The sequence below is a fragment of the Gemmatimonadota bacterium genome, from assembly GCA_016704275.1.
Taxonomy (GTDB): Bacteria; Gemmatimonadota; Gemmatimonadetes; order Gemmatimonadales; family GWC2-71-9; genus Palsa-1233.
The window spans coordinates 377,600-392,976 of the sequence record JADJAK010000005.1; the positions used below are offsets into that span (position 1 = coordinate 377,600).

The 15,377-nt window shown below is 68.8% G+C and carries 16 protein-coding genes; 15 read left to right on the plus strand and 1 reads right to left on the minus strand.

All coding sequences use genetic code 11. The features are described 5' to 3' along the window. The first annotated feature begins 55 nt into the window (after window positions 1–55). The 15 genes from murA to IPG05_12520 all read left to right on the plus strand — a co-directional run bounded on the left by murA (window position 56) and on the right by IPG05_12520 (window position 14,651). Window positions 56–1,339, plus strand: coding sequence for a UDP-N-acetylglucosamine 1-carboxyvinyltransferase (murA, locus tag IPG05_12450; GenBank protein MBK6495887.1), 1,284 nt, complete (start codon window positions 56–58; stop codon window positions 1,337–1,339). Continuing rightward, window positions 1,326–2,102, plus strand: coding sequence for a polyphenol oxidase family protein (locus IPG05_12455; GenBank protein MBK6495888.1), 777 nt, complete (start codon window positions 1,326–1,328; stop codon window positions 2,100–2,102). The genes murA and IPG05_12455 overlap by 14 nt, the downstream gene beginning before the upstream one ends. A gap of 96 nt (window positions 2,103–2,198) precedes the next feature. Then, window positions 2,199–2,696, plus strand: a complete 498-nt coding sequence (locus IPG05_12460; GenBank protein ID MBK6495889.1) for a hypothetical protein — start codon at window positions 2,199–2,201, stop codon at window positions 2,694–2,696. Next, entirely contained in the window at window positions 2,696–4,015 is a 1,320-nt protein-coding gene (gene nusA, locus IPG05_12465) for a transcription termination factor NusA (protein ID MBK6495890.1), read from the plus strand. The genes IPG05_12460 and nusA overlap by 1 nt, the downstream gene beginning before the upstream one ends. Then, on the plus strand, window positions 3,996–4,322 hold the full coding sequence (locus tag IPG05_12470; GenBank protein ID MBK6495891.1) for a ribosomal L7Ae/L30e/S12e/Gadd45 family protein: 327 nt from the start codon (window positions 3,996–3,998) through the stop codon (window positions 4,320–4,322). The genes nusA and IPG05_12470 overlap by 20 nt, the downstream gene beginning before the upstream one ends. Window positions 4,323–4,345: 23 nt before the next feature. Continuing rightward, window positions 4,346–7,222 (plus strand): translation initiation factor IF-2, encoded by a 2,877-nt coding sequence (gene infB / locus IPG05_12475; GenBank protein ID MBK6495892.1) that lies wholly within the window; start codon window positions 4,346–4,348, stop codon window positions 7,220–7,222. Window positions 7,223–7,225: 3 nt separating this feature from the next. Next, complete coding sequence (gene rbfA, locus IPG05_12480; GenBank protein MBK6495893.1) at window positions 7,226–7,597, plus strand: 30S ribosome-binding factor RbfA; 372 nt, start codon at window positions 7,226–7,228, stop codon at window positions 7,595–7,597. An 8-nt stretch (window positions 7,598–7,605) separates the two neighbouring features. Continuing rightward, on the plus strand, window positions 7,606–8,451 hold the full coding sequence (gene truB / locus IPG05_12485; GenBank protein MBK6495894.1) for a tRNA pseudouridine(55) synthase TruB: 846 nt from the start codon (window positions 7,606–7,608) through the stop codon (window positions 8,449–8,451). Further along, window positions 8,448–9,377, plus strand: coding sequence for a bifunctional riboflavin kinase/FAD synthetase (locus IPG05_12490; protein ID MBK6495895.1), 930 nt, complete (start codon window positions 8,448–8,450; stop codon window positions 9,375–9,377). The genes truB and IPG05_12490 overlap by 4 nt, the downstream gene beginning before the upstream one ends. A 2-nt stretch (window positions 9,378–9,379) precedes the next feature. After that, window positions 9,380–11,089: a protein translocase subunit SecD gene (secD, locus tag IPG05_12495; protein MBK6495896.1), complete on the plus strand. Its 1,710-nt coding sequence runs from the start codon at window positions 9,380–9,382 to the stop codon at window positions 11,087–11,089. Window positions 11,090–11,091: 2 nt separating this feature from the next. Then, the gene (secF, locus tag IPG05_12500; protein ID MBK6495897.1) at window positions 11,092–12,060 is read left to right on the plus strand and encodes a protein translocase subunit SecF; all 969 of its coding nucleotides are present in this window, start codon (window positions 11,092–11,094) and stop codon (window positions 12,058–12,060) included. 5 nt (window positions 12,061–12,065) lie between these two features. Beyond that, entirely contained in the window at window positions 12,066–12,839 is a 774-nt protein-coding gene (locus IPG05_12505; GenBank protein MBK6495898.1) for a TatD family hydrolase, read from the plus strand. A 164-nt stretch (window positions 12,840–13,003) separates the two neighbouring features. Beyond that, window positions 13,004–13,378 carry a RidA family protein gene (locus tag IPG05_12510; GenBank protein ID MBK6495899.1) on the plus strand — a complete coding sequence of 125 codons (375 nt, stop codon included), beginning with the start codon at window positions 13,004–13,006 and terminating at the stop codon, window positions 13,376–13,378. A gap of 11 nt (window positions 13,379–13,389) precedes the next feature. Further along, window positions 13,390–13,839: a hypothetical protein gene (locus IPG05_12515; protein MBK6495900.1), complete on the plus strand. Its 450-nt coding sequence runs from the start codon at window positions 13,390–13,392 to the stop codon at window positions 13,837–13,839. Then, window positions 13,836–14,651: a glutamate racemase gene (locus IPG05_12520; GenBank protein MBK6495901.1), complete on the plus strand. Its 816-nt coding sequence runs from the start codon at window positions 13,836–13,838 to the stop codon at window positions 14,649–14,651. The genes IPG05_12515 and IPG05_12520 overlap by 4 nt, the downstream gene beginning before the upstream one ends. On the opposite strand, the gene IPG05_12525 is transcribed toward IPG05_12520, so the two are convergent. Next, the gene (locus IPG05_12525; GenBank protein ID MBK6495902.1) at window positions 14,644–15,372 is read right to left on the minus strand and encodes a metallophosphoesterase; all 729 of its coding nucleotides are present in this window, start codon (window positions 15,370–15,372) and stop codon (window positions 14,644–14,646) included. The two genes, IPG05_12520 and IPG05_12525, sit on opposite strands and share 8 nt — an antisense overlap. Window positions 15,373–15,377 lie beyond the last annotated feature (5 nt).

The window sequence follows — 15,377 nt, forward strand, 5'->3', positions numbered from 1 at the left end:
ATTCGCTCGTCCGGCGCCGCTTGCGGTGCTCCCGTCTTCCCGACGAGGTTTCCGCATGGCCCCTCGATTTGTAGTTCGCGGTGGACGTCCCTTGGCCGGGACGATCCGCCCTGCTGGCAACAAGAACGCCGCCCTGCCGGTCATCGCCGCCACCCTGCTGGCGGACGGTCCGGTCCATCTCCAGAACATCCCGCGCATCCGGGACGTCGAGACGCTGCTCGAGCTGCTCGTCGACCTCGGGGCGTCGGTCAACTGGACCGGCCCCAACGCCGTCACCGTCGATACGCGTGCGGTGAAGCCGAAGCCACTCGACCCGGTCCTCTGCACGCGGATCCGCGCGTCGATCCTGCTTGCCGGCCCGCTCCTGGCCCGCTTCGGCGCCGTCACCCTTCCTCCGCCGGGGGGAGACGTCATTGGGCGTCGTCGCGTGGACACCCACTTCCTCGCCCTCGAGCGGCTGGGCGCGTTGGTGACCGTCGGCGATCGCTTCGAGATCGAGGCGAAGCAGCTGATCGGTGCCGACATCTTCCTCGACGAACCGAGCGTCACCGGCACCGAGAACGCGCTGATGGCAGCGGTAGCCGCCAAGGGGCGGACCACGCTCCGGAACGCCGCCTCCGAGCCGCACGTGCAGGACACGGCGCTGGTGCTCGTGGCGATGGGCGCCCACATCGAGGGGATCGGCAGCAACACCTACGTCATCGAAGGTGGCAAGCCGCTCGGCGGCTGCACCTACGCCATCGGCCCCGACCACATCGAGATCGGCTCGTTCATCGGCCTCGCCGCCGTGACCAACGGGCAGATCACGATCGACGGCGTTCGCCCCGACGATCTCCGCTCGATGTTGCTCGGCTTCGATCGCCTCGGCATCCGGCCGCGGATCGTCGGCGACCAGCTCATCGTCGATTCCGGCCAGGAGCGCCGCGTCCGCCCCGATCTGGGTGGTCACGTCCCCAAGCTCGAAGACGGCCCCTGGCCTGCCTTCCCGGCCGACGTGATGTCGATCGCGCTGGTCGCCGCGACGCAGTGCGAAGGGATGATCCTGATGCACGAGAAGATGTTCGAGTCCCGGCTCTTCTTCGTCGACAAGCTGATCGGCATGGGCGCGCGCATCGTCCTCTGCGATCCGCACCGCGCCGTGATCAGCGGCCCGTCGGCGCTCCGGGGCGGCAAGGTGGAGTCGCCCGACATCCGCGCCGGGATGGCGATGGTGCTGGCGGCCCTCGCCGCCGATGGCGAGAGCTACATCCACAACATCGGGCAGGTCGAGCGCGGCTACGAGAACATCGACAAGCGCCTCATTGCCCTCGGAGCCGACCTCGAGCGTGTCGAGGGCTGACGAGCGCCGCCTCCCCGGTGACGTCCCACGGTGGGAGGTCCCGGGGTGGCGGGAGCGCTTCGGCGTCGTCGCCGGCATCACCGGCCGCGGCGACGATCCCACCACCCCCTTCGACCTGGGCCTCTGGACCGACCAGCCGGTCGGCGAGGTCATGGGGCGCTGGCGGGCCTTCCGCGCCTCCCTGACCGACACCCCGTCCATGGTGATGGCCCACCAGGTCCACGGCGACCACGTCCTCTGGCACGGGGCCACGGCCGGCGGCTGGACCATCCACGAGGGAGCGGATGGCCATGCCACCGCTCGTCGGGGTCTCGCCCTGTTGGTGACCGTGGCCGACTGCGTCCCGATCTACCTCGTGGCCCCGGCCAAGGGGGCAATCGCCCTCCTCCATGCCGGCTGGCGGGGGACGGCGGCCGGGATCCTCGCCAATGGCCTCCAGCTGCTCCACGGCCACGCCGGAGTGGAGCCCCCCGAGGTGGTCATGCACGCCGGGGTGGCGATCTCCGGCCCCTGTTACGAGGTCGGGGCCGAGGTGGTCACCGGGGTGGGGCTGGTGGCCGAGGGGCCGGGGCCCTGGCACCTCGACCTCCGGGCGGTCCTCCTCGAGCAGGCCAGGGCGCTCGGGGTGGGGGAGGCCACGGCCAGCGGACACTGCTCCTCGGCCCAGCGGGACGCCTTCTTTTCCCACCGGGGGAGCGGCGGCACGGACGGCCGGATGGTGGCGTATCTGGGGCTCCCGTCCCCTTGCCGGGGCCCCGTCTGAGGGGGTAGTTTTGGGTGCTGGGGGGACTTTCGTGCAGTTGGCGATGTGTCGGGTATCCCCCGACATTTTTCTTTACCCCCACCTTCGGATGCGACGGTGACGCCACCCCTCCTCACGACCGACGTGCTGCGCGAGACGATCGCCGGACTCGGCTTCGAGTTGGTGGATGTGCGAGTGGGCGGATCGACGTCGAAACGAGTCGTCCGGATTCGCATGGACGTCCCCGGTGGTGGACGCCCGGGCCACGGCGTCACCAGCAGCGATTGTCAGCTCGTCTCGCGGACGCTGGAAGCGGCGCTCGAGGCCGCCGGCGCGGTTGGTCCGCAGTGGGAACTGGAAGTGTCATCGCCGGGGATCGAACGGCCCGTCCGTTTCCCCGAGCACTGGCAGCGGTACGTGGGGCGCGAGGTGCGCCTCAAGGCGATGGGGGTGCCCGGCGTCCGCAAGGCGCGGATCGTGGCGGTGCCCGATGCATTACACGTGACGCTGGACATGGGGGGCGAGACCGCCACCCTCGCGCTCGAGGCGATTCGCGATGCGACCCTCGTGTACGATTGGTCCAGGCAAGGCAACCGGGAAGCAGGAGAACCCTGATGGCGACGTCCGCCGAGATGCTGTCGGCCTTTCGTGAACTGTCCAGCAGCAAGCAGCTCGATCGATCGGAACTGCTCGATCTGTTGCGTGATGGCATTCATGCGGCCCTGATGAAGAAGTACGGTCCCAACGTTCGCTTCGAGCTGAACGTGGACGAACTGCAGGGGACCCTCTCCGTCATCCGGCTCCGCCAGGTGTCCGACGTGGTCGAAGACGCGAGCGCGCAGGTCTCGCTCGAAGAGGCGCAATTCGAGGATCCCGACTTCCAGGTCGGCGACGTCCTCGAGGAAGAGGTGCCGTTCGAGGCCTTCGGCCGTCTCGCCGTGCAGGCCGCGAAGCAGCGCATCATCCAGCGCGTCCGCGAAGGCGAGCGCAATCGCATCCGCGACGAATTCGCCAACAAGGTCGGCGAGTTGCTCTCGGGCGAGATCCAGCAGGTCGAGCGCGGCAAGTTCGTGATCATGCTGAATCGCTTCCGCGAAGCCGAAGCCATCGTCCCGTATCGCGAGCAGAATCACCGCGAGCAGTTCAGCCAGGGCGACACGATCCGCGCGGTGCTCAAGCGCCTCGAGGAGACCCCGAAGGGGCCGCGGCTGATTCTCTCGCGTGGCGACCCGCTCTTCGTGAAGGCGCTGTTCAAGCTCGAGGTCCCGGAAATCCAGCAGCAGATCGTGGAAATCCGCGGCATCGCCCGCGAAGTCGGCAGCCGCACCAAGGTCGCCGTCATCTCGCGTGACGACGCCATCGATCCGGTGGGTGCCTGCGTCGGCCTCAAGGGGTCGCGCGTGCAGGCCGTCGTGAACGAACTCGGCGGCGAACGCATCGACATCGTCCCCTGGTCGCCCGATCCGGAACGCTTTGCCCGGTTGGCGCTCGCGCCGGCCCGCGTGGCGAAGGTGTTCTCCGATCCGGCCACCAAGACGATCCAGGCCGTGGTCGACGAGGACCAGCTCTCGCTGGCGATCGGCCGCAACGGGCAGAACGTGCGGCTCGCCTCGGAACTGACCGGCTGGAAGATCGATCTCTATTCGAGCCGCGAGTGGTTGGAGCGCGGTGGCGAAGGGCCGTTGTTCGCGCTCGCCTCGACGGACGAGGAAGCGGAGACGCGCGTCCCGCTGGCGCAGCTGGAAGGGCTCTCGCCCGAACTGGTCGCGATTCTCGATCAGGCCGGCTACACCACGCTGAACGACGTGATCGACCTCGAGGCCGAGGACATCGCGAAGATCCCCGGGATGACCGGTGGCACGGCGGAAGAGTTGCTCCGCTTCGTGACCGATCTCACCGAGGACGAGCCCGAGGGTGACGCCCCTCCCGCCTGACGCAGCGGCGCGTCTCCTCGGCCTCATCGGCCTGGGAGTGCGCGGTGGCGGCGTGAGCATTGGCGTGGATGGGACACGCGCCCTGTTGCAGCGGCGCGAGTGCCTGCTGGTGGTGGTGGCATCGGACGCCACGCAGCGGGTGCAGGACAAGGTGGTACGGTTGGCCAAAGGCATCAGCGTCCCGGTTCTGGTGGGGCCCGATGCCGACTCGCTCGGGGCACGGCTGGGACGCCCCGCGACGATGGTGGTGGGAGTGCAGGATCGGGCGCTGGCGGCGGGAATCCTCGCCGTGAATCGCGACCCGTGACAGGACCTGACGGAGGGTAGGGAGTGGTCAAGAGCAGAGTGCACGACCTCGCCGCGGAGTTTGGCGTTCCCGTTGAGCAGGTGATGGGAATGTTGCGCGAGATGAACATCTTCGTGCGCAGTCACTTGTCGGCGTTGGAGCCGGACCAGGTGGCGGCGGCGCGAGTGCGTTGGGAGCGGGAAAAGCGGAAGGCAGCCGAAGCGCCGGCCCCGAAGAAGGGGCGTCGCAAGGTGGCCGAGGCCGCGCCTGCCCCGACGCCGGCAGACGCCAAGCCGGTTCGCCGTCGCCGCACCGCCGCCGAAGTCGCCGAGGCCGAGGCCAAGGCCGCCGAGGAGGCCGAGGAAGTCGCCGCACGCGGTGGCCTGCTCGATCTCGAGCCGCTCGTCCTCGAGGTTCCGGTCGCCGAGGCGAAGCCGGTGCTCTCGCTCGAGGAGCGCGCCAAGCTGCTCTTCAAGGATCTGCCGCCCGCGCCGCCGGAGCCGGAGCCGACCGTCGTCGAGCCCCGCGCCGTCGAGTCCGCCGAATCGGCTGAGCCGGCCGTTGCCGCCGATGCCGCGCCTGCCGCCGAGCCGGTGGCTCCCGTGGCCGCCGTCGTGCGTCCGCCGCTTCCGCCGATGCCGCCGCGGCCCCAGCCGTCGCGCCCGACCACGCCGCCGCCTGCCGCCAGTGGCACGTCGGCCGGTGGACCGGCCAAGCCGTTCATCCCGCCGCGCGTGCAGCGCCCGGCGCCGGGGAGCGGCCATTCGTCCGGTGGGCATTCATCGGGTGGGCAGAGCGGTCCTGGTGGCCGTCCGCGCCCGGTCTTCTCGTCGAGCAATCCGTCGCAGGGTCGTGGCGGCAGTGGTGGCGGTGGTGGCAGCGGCGCGATCCCGACGCAGGTCGGCAACGCCGGTTCGACCGCACCGCGCACCTTCGGGCCTGACGCGCAGCCGGGTGGTGGCCGCAAGAAGGGGCCGGGCAAGAAGGGGAAGAAGAGCTTCGTCGATCAGGATCAGGTGCAAGCCAACATCCTGAAGACGCTGCACGGGATGAAGGGTCCCGCGCCGCGCCGGAAGATCCGCTCCGACGAGCCGTCGTACCGCGACATCATCGCGTCGCGCGCGGCCGAGGAGAAGGAGCGCGAGAAGACGATCATCCGCGTCAACGAATTCATCTCGGTGAGCGAGCTCGCCGAGGCGATGAAGGTGCCGGCCAACCAGATCGTCGCGTTCGCCTTCAAGGAACTCGGCCTGATGGTCACGGTGAACCAGCGGCTCGACTTCGACCAGATCGAACTGATCGCCTCCGAGTTCGGCTTCCAGGCCGTGCGCGAAGAGGAGTATCACGCCGAGGTCGTCGAGGAAGAGGTGGAGGAAGAGGGCACCCTCTCCCCGCGTCCGCCGGTCGTCACCATCATGGGTCACGTCGACCACGGCAAGACGTCGTTGCTCGACTACATCCGGAAGGCCAACGTCGCCGCCGGCGAGGCCGGTGGCATCACGCAGCACATCGGTGCCTACCAGATCGAAATGGGTGGCAAGTCGATCACCTTCCTCGACACCCCGGGCCACCAGGCCTTCACCACGATGAGAGCCCGTGGCGCGCAGGTGACGGACATCGTCGTCCTCGTCGTGGCAGCCGATGACCAGGTGATGCCGCAGACGATCGAAGCCATCTCGCACGCCAAGAATGCCGGCGTGCCGATCGTCGTCGCGATCAACAAGATCGACCTCCCGGCGGCAAACCCCGGCAAGGTCAAGCAGGACCTCTTGCAGCACAGCGTGGTGCTCGAAGAGTTCGGTGGCACCACCCTGCACTCGATGATCTCGGCCAAGAAGGGCACCGGGATCCAGGAACTGCTGGAGCAGCTGCTCCTCCAGGCCGAAATCCTCGAGCTCAAGGCCAATGCCGATGCCAAGGCGCACGGCACCGTCATCGAAGCGACGCTCGACGCCGGCAAGGGCCCCCTCGCGACCATCCTGGTCCAGAAGGGCACCCTTCGCGTCGGCGAGAACTTCATCTGCGGCAAGTACTCGGGTCGTGTCCGCGCGCTGTACGACGAGCGTGGCAAGGCCGTGAAGTCGGCCGGGCCGTCGATCCCGGTGCAGGTCCTCGGCTTCGAGGGCGTGCCGGCCGCCGGTGACACCTTCATCGCCATGACCGACGCCGTCGAGGCGCGTGACATCGCGCAGAAGCGGCAGCGGCTCGAGCGCGAGGCGCAGAACCGGCGCTCGGCGCGCGGCGGCACGCTCGAGGATATCTCGCGCGCGCTGAAGGAAGGCGCCGTCTCGCAGCTGCGGATCATCATCAAGGCCGACCAGGGCGGCCCGGCGGAAGCACTCGCCGACTCGCTCGCGCAGCTCGGCACCAACGAAGTGCGCGTGGACATCGTCCACCGCGGCGTCGGCCAGATCTCCGAATCCGACGTGCTGCTCGCGAAGGCCTCGGGCGCCATCATCCTCGGCTTCCACGTCCGTCCCGACGCCAATGCGCGCTCGGCGGCGGAACGCGAGGGCGTGGACATCCGGACGTACCGGATCATCTACGAGGCCGTCGAGGACGTGAAGAACGCGCTCGAAGGGCTGCTCAAGCCGGAAGAGAAGGAAACCATCCTCGGCGAAGCCGAAGTGCGCGAGGTGTTCAAGGTCACGCGCGTCGGCACCATCGCCGGCTGCATGGTCCGGAGCGGCATCATTCCGCGCACCGCGCGGGTGCGTCTCCTCCGCGACGGCTCGGTGGTCTACACCGGCAACCTCGGCTCGCTCAAGCGGTTCAAGGACGACGCCAAGGAAGTCCGTGAAGGCCTCGAGTGCGGTATCGGCATCGAGAACTTCAACGACGTGAAGGTCGGCGACGTGATCGAGGCGTTCCGGACCGAAGAGGTCAAGCGCACGCTCGCGGCCTCGGCTGCACAGGACTAGGCCATGGCAGGGAAGGGGAATTCGCGGCGCCCGGAGCAGGTGGGTGAGACGATCCGGGCGGTGCTCGCCGAGGCGCTGTTGCGCGGCGAGGTGCGCGATCCCCGCGTGGGGATGGTGACCGTCAGTGCGGTGGAAGTCACTCGCGACCTGTCGCATGCGACGGTCCGGGTGGTGCCGCACGGCGAACCGGCGGAGCGTGAGGCCGCCGTGGAAGGGTTGCAGCGAGCGGCGGGGTTCCTGCGCGGCTTTGTCGCGAAGGCGCTGACCACTCGCATCACGCCCGAGTTGCACTTCGTGCTGGATCGCGGGTTCGAGCACGCGCTGGAGATCGATCGCCTCCTGGCGGGCCTGAAGCGCGAGGAGGAGGCCTCCTGATCGGGGGGATGCTCATTGACAAGCCGGTGGGCTGGACCTCGCACGATGTCGTGGCGGCGGTACGGCGACAGTTGGGAACGCGCAGTGTCGGCCACGCCGGCACGCTCGATCCCTTCGCCACGGGACTGCTGGTGGTGCTGATCGGACGGGCCACCCGACTCGCGCGCTTCGTCGAAGCCGGCGAGAAGGGGTATGAGGCCACGATCCGCTTCGGCATCGGCACCGACACCGACGACTCCGCCGGCACGCCGACCGTGACGGTCGAGCCCGACGCCTGGCCGACGCGCGAGGCGCTGGAACAGGCCGCGGCGTCGCTCGAAGGGGTGCAGTCGCAGCGACCGCCGGCCTATTCGGCGAAACATGTGGGTGGCACCCGCGCGTACGTGCTGGCGCGCGCCGGGGAGACGGTCGATCTCGCGCCGGTCGATGTCATGGTGCATCGCCTGACACTCGGGGAATGGACGCCGCCGATGCTGACGATGCACGCGACGGTGGGCCGCGGGACCTACATCCGGGCGTTGGCGAGGGACCTGGGGAGCCGTGTCGGATTGCCGGCCCACTGCGCCACGCTGCGACGGACCTCGATCGGTCCCTTTTCGGTGGCCGATGCCGTGACGCCGGAGGAGATCTCGTTGGAGGCGTTGCGCAGCCCGGTCGAGATGGTGGCGATGCTGCCGCAGGTCCGGCTCGATGCAGCGGCCGCGCGGGATGTCGGCTTCGGCCGGTCGGTGCCGCAGCAGGACGCGCAGGAGGGGCATGCCGCACTCCTCGCCGAGGATGGTCGGCTGCTCGCGGTGGCTGGGGCGGTGAATGGTCGGTGGCAACCCGAGGTCGTGCTGGAGCCTGCGGCATGACGGGGAGCGTGGTGACGGTTGGCACCTTCGATGGCGTGCACCGTGGACACCACGCGGTGCTGGCCGAGATCCATCGCAGGGCGGTGAGCAGTGGGCGGCGCAGCATGCTGGTGACCTTCGAGCCGCATCCGCTCGAAGTGGTGAATCCGGATGCAGCGCCCGCACTCTTGACCACGACGACGGAACGGCTCGCCGCCCTCGCCACCAGCGGGATCGATCGGGTGATGACGTTGCGGTTCGACCGGGCGATGGCGGCCCTCGATCCGGCGGACTTTGTCGATCAGGTGTTGCTGCCGCGCTGTGACCTGCGCGAGTTGGTGATTGGGCATGACCACGGCTTCGGCCGAGGCCGGCAGGGCGATGTGGCGACGCTGCAAGCGTTGGGTGCGTCACGAGGCTTTCCGGTGGATGTGGTGGCGCCGGTGCGGCTCCCCGACGGACTGCCGGTGTCGAGCACCGCGATTCGCCGGGCAGTCACCGGTGGCGACCTCGGCGCAGCGGCCAGGATGCTTGGCCGGCTGTACACGGTTGAAGGGGTGGTGCAGCGCGGCGAGAGGCGTGGGCGTGAGCTCGGCTTCCCGACCTGCAACCTCGCAATCGAGGCTCGCAAGTTGTTGCCACCCGACGGCGTCTACGCCGTGGTGGTCGAGACACCCGCCGGCCGGTTCGGCGGCATGATGAACCAGGGACACCGGCCGACGTTCGACGACGGCCGCCGCCTCCTGGAGGCCCACCTCTTCGGGTTCGAGGGGGTCCTGTACGATCGGAGCATCAGCGTCCAGTGGGTCGCGCTGCTCCGTGACATCCGCCGATTCGATTCGGTGGCAAGCCTCCGGCAGCAATTGGAGGTGGATTCGCACCGCGCCCGGACCATGCTGGCCGTGGCGCACCCGGACCTTGAAGCGCCCTTACGGGCGTCCGAGTGACGATGTTCGCAACCATTCGCAATCGCATGATCCTGATCGCCGTGCTCGTCATCGGCTCGATCATCGCCCTCATCCCGCGCACCGTCACCGTGCGCGAGCGCAGCGCCACCGGCGCGATGCAGGACGTGCAGGTCAAGCGCGTCCCGCTGAAGCGCGGCCTGGACCTCCAGGGCGGGATGCACCTTGGTCTCGAGCTTGACCAGTCGACGCAGGTCTCGGCCGATGTCTCCAAGGACATCGACCTTGCCCTCACCGTCCTCCGGAAGCGCATCGACGAGTTCGGCGTGACCGAGCCGGTGATCCAGAAGGTTGGCTCCTCGCGGATCGTCGTCGAGCTCGCCGGCATCAAGGACCCGGAACGCGCCAAGGGCATCGTCCAGCAGAACGCCTTCCTCGAATTCCGCATGACGGACAAGACGGGCGCGCTCGACGCCGCCCTCCCCGCCATGGATCGGGTGCTCGCCCAGCTCGGCGTCAAGCCGGCCGCGGGCGCCCCGACGGCGGCGAAGGGGATCGACGCGCTGCTCGCCGGCGACTCGGGCACCAAGCTCCCGGCCGACAGCGGCGCCAAGGCCGACAGTGCGACGAAGGGTGCCGCGGCGACGGGTGACACCACGAAGCCGGCGGTCGACACCGTCAAGGCGGGCGGACCGATCCTGCAGGCGCTGATCATCTCCGGCGCCTCGGCAGGCGCCACGGCGCCGGGGACCTATCTGGTGCCGGAAGCGTCGGTGGCTCGGGTCGACTCGCTGCTTCGTATCCCCGAGGTCCAGCGCGTCCTTCCGCGTGGCATCGAGTTGAAGTGGGACCAGTCGGCGACCGGCGGCCTCGAGCCGATGCGCGCGTTGTACGCGCTCGAGACCAAGCCGATCCTCACCGGCACCTCGCTCGTGAATGCGACGCCGCAGATCGACCCGACATCCAACAAGCCGATCGTGGTCTTCGACCTCGACCGCGCGGGCGGGCGGCGCTTCGGCCAGGAAACGAGCCGGCACATCGGCGACTTCATGGCGATCGTCCTCGACGGCAAGGTGCAGGGCGCACCGCCGGTCATCAACAGCCGCATCGACCGTCGCGGTCAGATCGAGCTGTCGGGCCGCACCATCGCGGAGGCGCAGGACCTCGCGCTCACGCTGAAGGCCGGCGCGCTGCCGTTCACGCTCAAGATCGTGGAAGAGCGCACCGTCGGCGCCTCGCTCGGTGAGGACTCGGTCAAGGGCGGCATCGTCGCCGGCCTGGTCGGCACCCTCTTCGTCATCCTGATCATGGTCGGCTACTACCGGATGTCCGGGGCGCTCGCCGTGCTGGCCTTGGCCCTCTACATCCTGTTCACGCTGGCCGCGTTGTCGATGATTGACGCGACCCTCACCTTGCCCGGCCTCGCCGGCATCGTGCTCTCGGTCGGTATCGCCGTCGACGCCAACGTGCTGATCTTCGAGCGCATTCGAGAGGAACTGATCGCCGGGCGGACGGTGCGCGTCGCGGTCGAGGAAGGCTTCCGGCACGCGATGCCCGCCATCATCGACTCGAACGTCTCGACCGTCCTGACCGCCGCGTTCCTCTTCCAGTTCGGTACCGGCCCGGTCAAGGGCTTCGCGGTCACGCTGATCATGGGCATCATCGCCTCCATGATCACCGCGATCTTCGTCACCAAGACGTTCTTCCTCGTCTGGCTCGACCGGAAGCCCCACGCCACCACGCTGAGCATCTGACCATGATTCGCTTCTTTGCAGACGCCAAGTACGACTTCATCGCGCACCGCCGGCAGGCCTACATCGTGACTGCCGTGCTGTTCGTGGTCGGACTCGCGGCCCTCCTCGGCTTCGGGATTCACCAGTCGATCGAGTTCACCGGCGGCACCCTGGTCCAGTTCAAGACCACGGCCCCGGTCGACGTCGAGAAGCTCCGCGCCGGCCTCGACGCCGCCGGCCTGAAGGGCGCCGAGATCCAGCGTTTCGGTGGCGACAATGAGTACGCCGTTCGTGCTCGGACCGCCGTCGAAGGCTCCAAGACCGACGACACCCAGGCCACGACGAAGGCCGTCAACGCCGCGATCGAGGCCGTCGTCGGCGCCGGTGGCTTCACGCCGGGCAGCGGTGAGGCGGTCTCGCCGAAGGTCGGCGCCGAGCTCAAGACGCAGGCGCTCATGGCGATCATGCTCTCCTTCCTCGGCGTGCTGGCCTACCTGGCGTACCGCTTCGAGTGGCGCTTCGGGCTCGCGGCCGTCCTCGCCACGGCCCACGACATCATCCTGACCATCTGCTTCATCGCGGTGGCGCGGATCGAGCTCTCGCTCGTCGTCGTCGCCGCCGTGCTGTCGATGGTCGGCTACTCGCTGAACGACACCATCATCATCTTCGACCGTGTCCGCGAGAACCTGCACAAGTACCGCCGGAACCAGTTGGTCGAGGTCCTCAACCGCTCGATCAACGAGACGCTGCCGCGGTCTGTCCTGACCCACGTCACCACGCTGTCGACGCTGCTGGCGCTGACGATCTTCGCTGGCGAGGTCATCCGGCCGTTCGCGTTGGTGATGTTCTTCGGCGTCTTCACCGGCACCTTCTCGTCGATCTTCATCGCCGCCCCGCTGCTGCGCATGATCGAGCAGAAGTGGCCCGGCGTCGACGGCCGCGGCGTCAAGGTCAAGCCCAAGACGGTCCGCAGCACGGTTCCTCAGGTCTGACCCTGATGCTGGTGGATACCCACTGCCACCTCGCGGACCCGGCCTTCGCGGCCGACCGCGACGCGGTGGTGGAGCGGATGGGCGCCGCCGGCGTCTCCCGTGCCATGGTCATTGAATCCGTCACCGCCCAGCTCGAGGAAACCCTCGGCTGGGCGGTTCGGCATCCCGGCCTGGTCGTGGCAACAGGATGCCACCCGCACGACGCAGGTCGCTGGACGCCCGAGCTCCGTACTCGCCTCCAGGCCGCCTGGCAGCACCCGCTCGTCCGGGCCGCCGGCGAGATGGGGCTCGACTACCACTACGACCACGCCCCCCGCAGCGTGCAGCAGGACGTCTTCGCGGAGCAATTGGCGCTGGCCACGGCCGCAGGAATGCCCGTCGTCATCCACGCCCGCGAGGCCGATGCCGATGTCGTCGCCATCCTGCGGAACCAGGCCGACGCCACCGTGGTGCTGCACTCCTTCTCGAGCGGCCCCGTCCTGCGGGACGCCGGCCTCGAGGCGGGGTGGTACTTTTCCTTCAGCGGCATGGTGACCTTCAAGACGTGGACGCAGCAGGACGCCATGCGGGCCGTCGCCAGCGACCGGCTGCTGATCGAGACCGACGCACCGTACCTGGCGCCCGTGCCACACCGCGGCAAGCGCAACGAGCCGAGTTATGTGCCTGCCGTCGCACGAGCCCTCGCGGAAGTACGCGGCACGACCTACGAAGAGATCGCTGCTGGCACCACGGCCAATGCAATCAGGTTGTTTTGGCCTGACGAACAGGATGATCGATGATCGATGATCGATGATCGATAAAGCCGCTATCGATCATCGAGCCTCGACAACCGACCATCGACAATCGATCATCGATCATCGATCATCGACACCTGACTATCGATCATCGATCATCGATCATCGATCATCGTTTCCCCAAGACCAACCTTACCTCGAGCATCCTGATGCAGATTATCACGACTTCTGGTGCCCCCGCCGCCATCGGCCCCTACTCGCAGGCCATCCTCGTCAACGGGATGCTCTACACCGCGGGGCAGATCGCCCTCGACCCGGTGTCGATGGAGATCGTGCCGGGTGGCGTGACCGAGCAGACCGAGCAGGTCTTCAAGAACCTCGGTGCCGTCCTCGCCGCCGCGGGGATGTCGTTCAAGAACGTCGTGAAGACCACCGTCTTCCTGCGTGACATGGCGGAGTTCGCCCCGATGAACGCCGTCTATGCGGCGCACTTTGGCGACCATCGCCCGGCGCGCAGCACCGTCGCCGCGGCCGGCCTCCCGCGCGATGTCCGCGTCGAGATCGAACTCGTGGCGGTCGCCTGATCCAGCGCCTGATGGTGCGCATCGGGCCGCTGGCCGCGGCGCTGCTGCTCCTCGCGGGGCCGCTCGCCGCGCAGGCGCGTCCCGACTCGCTGCCGATCCGCTCCCGCCCGTCGCCGCTCGGCTACTTCGCGCGGTCGCTGCTCGTCCCCGGCTGGGGCCAGGCAGCGCTTGATCGGAAGTTGAGCGGCGGATTGTTCGTCGCCTTCGAAGGGGTGGCGGTCGCGATGGCGCTGAAGGCCAATCACGAGATGCGCTACCTGGACCGCACCGGCTCGGAGCGACTGGAACAGAAGCGCGCCGAACGCGGCGACTGGCTCTTCCTGATCGCGGTGAACCACCTCTTCGCCGGGATGGAAGCCTACGTCTCGGCGAACCTCTACGACTTCCCCGGCGAGCTGCAGGCGCGCGTCCTCCCCGGCGGCCGTCGTGGCCTCGGCATCACCCTGCCGATCCCGCGATGAACAGCGCACCGATCGGCGTCTTCGATTCCGGCATCGGCGGCCTCACCGTCGTGCGCGCCATCCACGCGCTGCTCCCGAACGAATCGACGCTCTACCTCGGCGACACCGCGCGCGTCCCCTACGGCTCGAAGTCGCCGGACACCGTCCGCCGCTACGCCCGCGAGATCCTCGCCTGGCTCGAGCAGCATCAGGTGAAGGCCGTCGTGGTCGCCTGCAACACCGCCACCGCCCATGCCCTCGACGAGTTGCGCGCCATCGCCACCGTCCCGGTCATCGGCGTGATCGAGCCCGGTGCGCGCGCGGCGGCGAACGCAAGCCGTGGCGGCACCGTTGGGGTCATCGGCACCGCCGGCACCATCCTCTCCGGCGCGTATCGTCGGGCGCTGCACCGTGTCCGTCCTGAGCTGGCCGTGGTGGAGCAGGCGTGTCCGCTCTTCGTGCCGTTGGTGGAGGAGGGGTGGTTCGACCATCCCGCCACGCGGTTGGTGGCCGAGGAGTACCTGGCGCCGCTGCGTGCGGCCGGGGTCGACACCATCGTCCTGGGGTGCACGCACTACCCGATGCTCAGCGGCCTCATCGGCGACGTGCTCGGGCCCGACGTGGTCCGGATCGACAGCGCGCAGGAGACGGCCCGCGAGCTGGCCAGCGTGCTGCATGCCAAGGAATTGGAGGCGCCGCCGGGAACGGCCGTGCATCACCGCTGGGCGGCGACCGACGACGTGGCGCGCTTTGCGAGGGTGGGGTCGATCTTTGTGGGGGAGCCGCTCGAGGCGATCGAGCTCGCCGCGTTGGGGAACGACCGGCCTAGCTGAACCGATGCAGCGTGGCGCCGTCGGCATCGAGGATGCCGTAGGCGTGTCCATCGAGCCACGCGCCCGGATTCAGGTACCACCGGCCCGGCGAGACTTCGTGGGCCGCCGCGCGGTGGGTGTGCCCCATGACCACCGCCGCGAGTCCCGGGTCCGCGGACAGCAGCCCCTCGGCGATCCCGCGCTGCCGAGCCATCGCCGCGTCGCTGATTTCCGGATGGGCGGCGGCGTACGTCGGGTTGTGCTGCAACCGGTCGGCGGCCCAGAAGGTGAGCGAGGCCGGCAGCGTCGCGACGGCACGGATGATGGTCGGCGAGTTGATCAGCCGGTTGAGCACGTTGGCGCGGAAGTGCTCCTGATGCAGCCCGTCGCCGTGGACCATCAGGACGCGCTGGCCGGCCACGTCGCATTCGAGCCGATGCGCGTCAAAGCGGAGCCCCGCTTCCTGGTCCCAGAAGGTGCTGCCCCAGCGGTCGTGATTGCCGCCGACCATCATCACCGGGAAGCGTCGGGCCAGATGGACCAGGGCGGCGGTGGTGCGGATCGCCTGCCGCGGGATCACTCGGCGCCAGGTGAACCAGAAGTCGAAGAGGTCGCCGGTGACGAGCAACGCGTCACCCAGCGACGGGACGGCGTCGAGGAAGGCGAGCATCGCCTCCTCGTCCGCCACGGGGGCCGCCCCAAGGTGGGCATCCCCGACCACTACCACACGGTGCGCTGTCACGGCGC

Bases quoted from the DNA above. Each gene is read 5' to 3' on its own strand.
- murA (MBK6495887.1), top strand. From the start codon at position 56: ATGGCCCCTCGATTTGTAGTTCGCGGTGGACGTCCCTTGGCCGGGACG.
- nusA (MBK6495890.1), top strand. From the start codon at position 2,696: ATGGCGACGTCCGCCGAGATGCTGTCGGCCTTTCGTGAACTGTCCAGC.
- rbfA (MBK6495893.1), top strand. From the start codon at position 7,226: ATGGCAGGGAAGGGGAATTCGCGGCGCCCGGAGCAGGTGGGTGAGACG.
- truB (MBK6495894.1), top strand. From the start codon at position 7,606: ATGCTCATTGACAAGCCGGTGGGCTGGACCTCGCACGATGTCGTGGCG.
- IPG05_12490 (MBK6495895.1), top strand. From the start codon at position 8,448: ATGACGGGGAGCGTGGTGACGGTTGGCACCTTCGATGGCGTGCACCGT.
- secD (MBK6495896.1), top strand. From the start codon at position 9,380: ATGTTCGCAACCATTCGCAATCGCATGATCCTGATCGCCGTGCTCGTC.
- secF (MBK6495897.1), top strand. From the start codon at position 11,092: ATGATTCGCTTCTTTGCAGACGCCAAGTACGACTTCATCGCGCACCGC.
- IPG05_12505 (MBK6495898.1), top strand. From the start codon at position 12,066: ATGCTGGTGGATACCCACTGCCACCTCGCGGACCCGGCCTTCGCGGCC.
- IPG05_12510 (MBK6495899.1), top strand. From the start codon at position 13,004: ATGCAGATTATCACGACTTCTGGTGCCCCCGCCGCCATCGGCCCCTAC.
- IPG05_12515 (MBK6495900.1), top strand. From the start codon at position 13,390: ATGGTGCGCATCGGGCCGCTGGCCGCGGCGCTGCTGCTCCTCGCGGGG.
- IPG05_12520 (MBK6495901.1), top strand. From the start codon at position 13,836: ATGAACAGCGCACCGATCGGCGTCTTCGATTCCGGCATCGGCGGCCTC.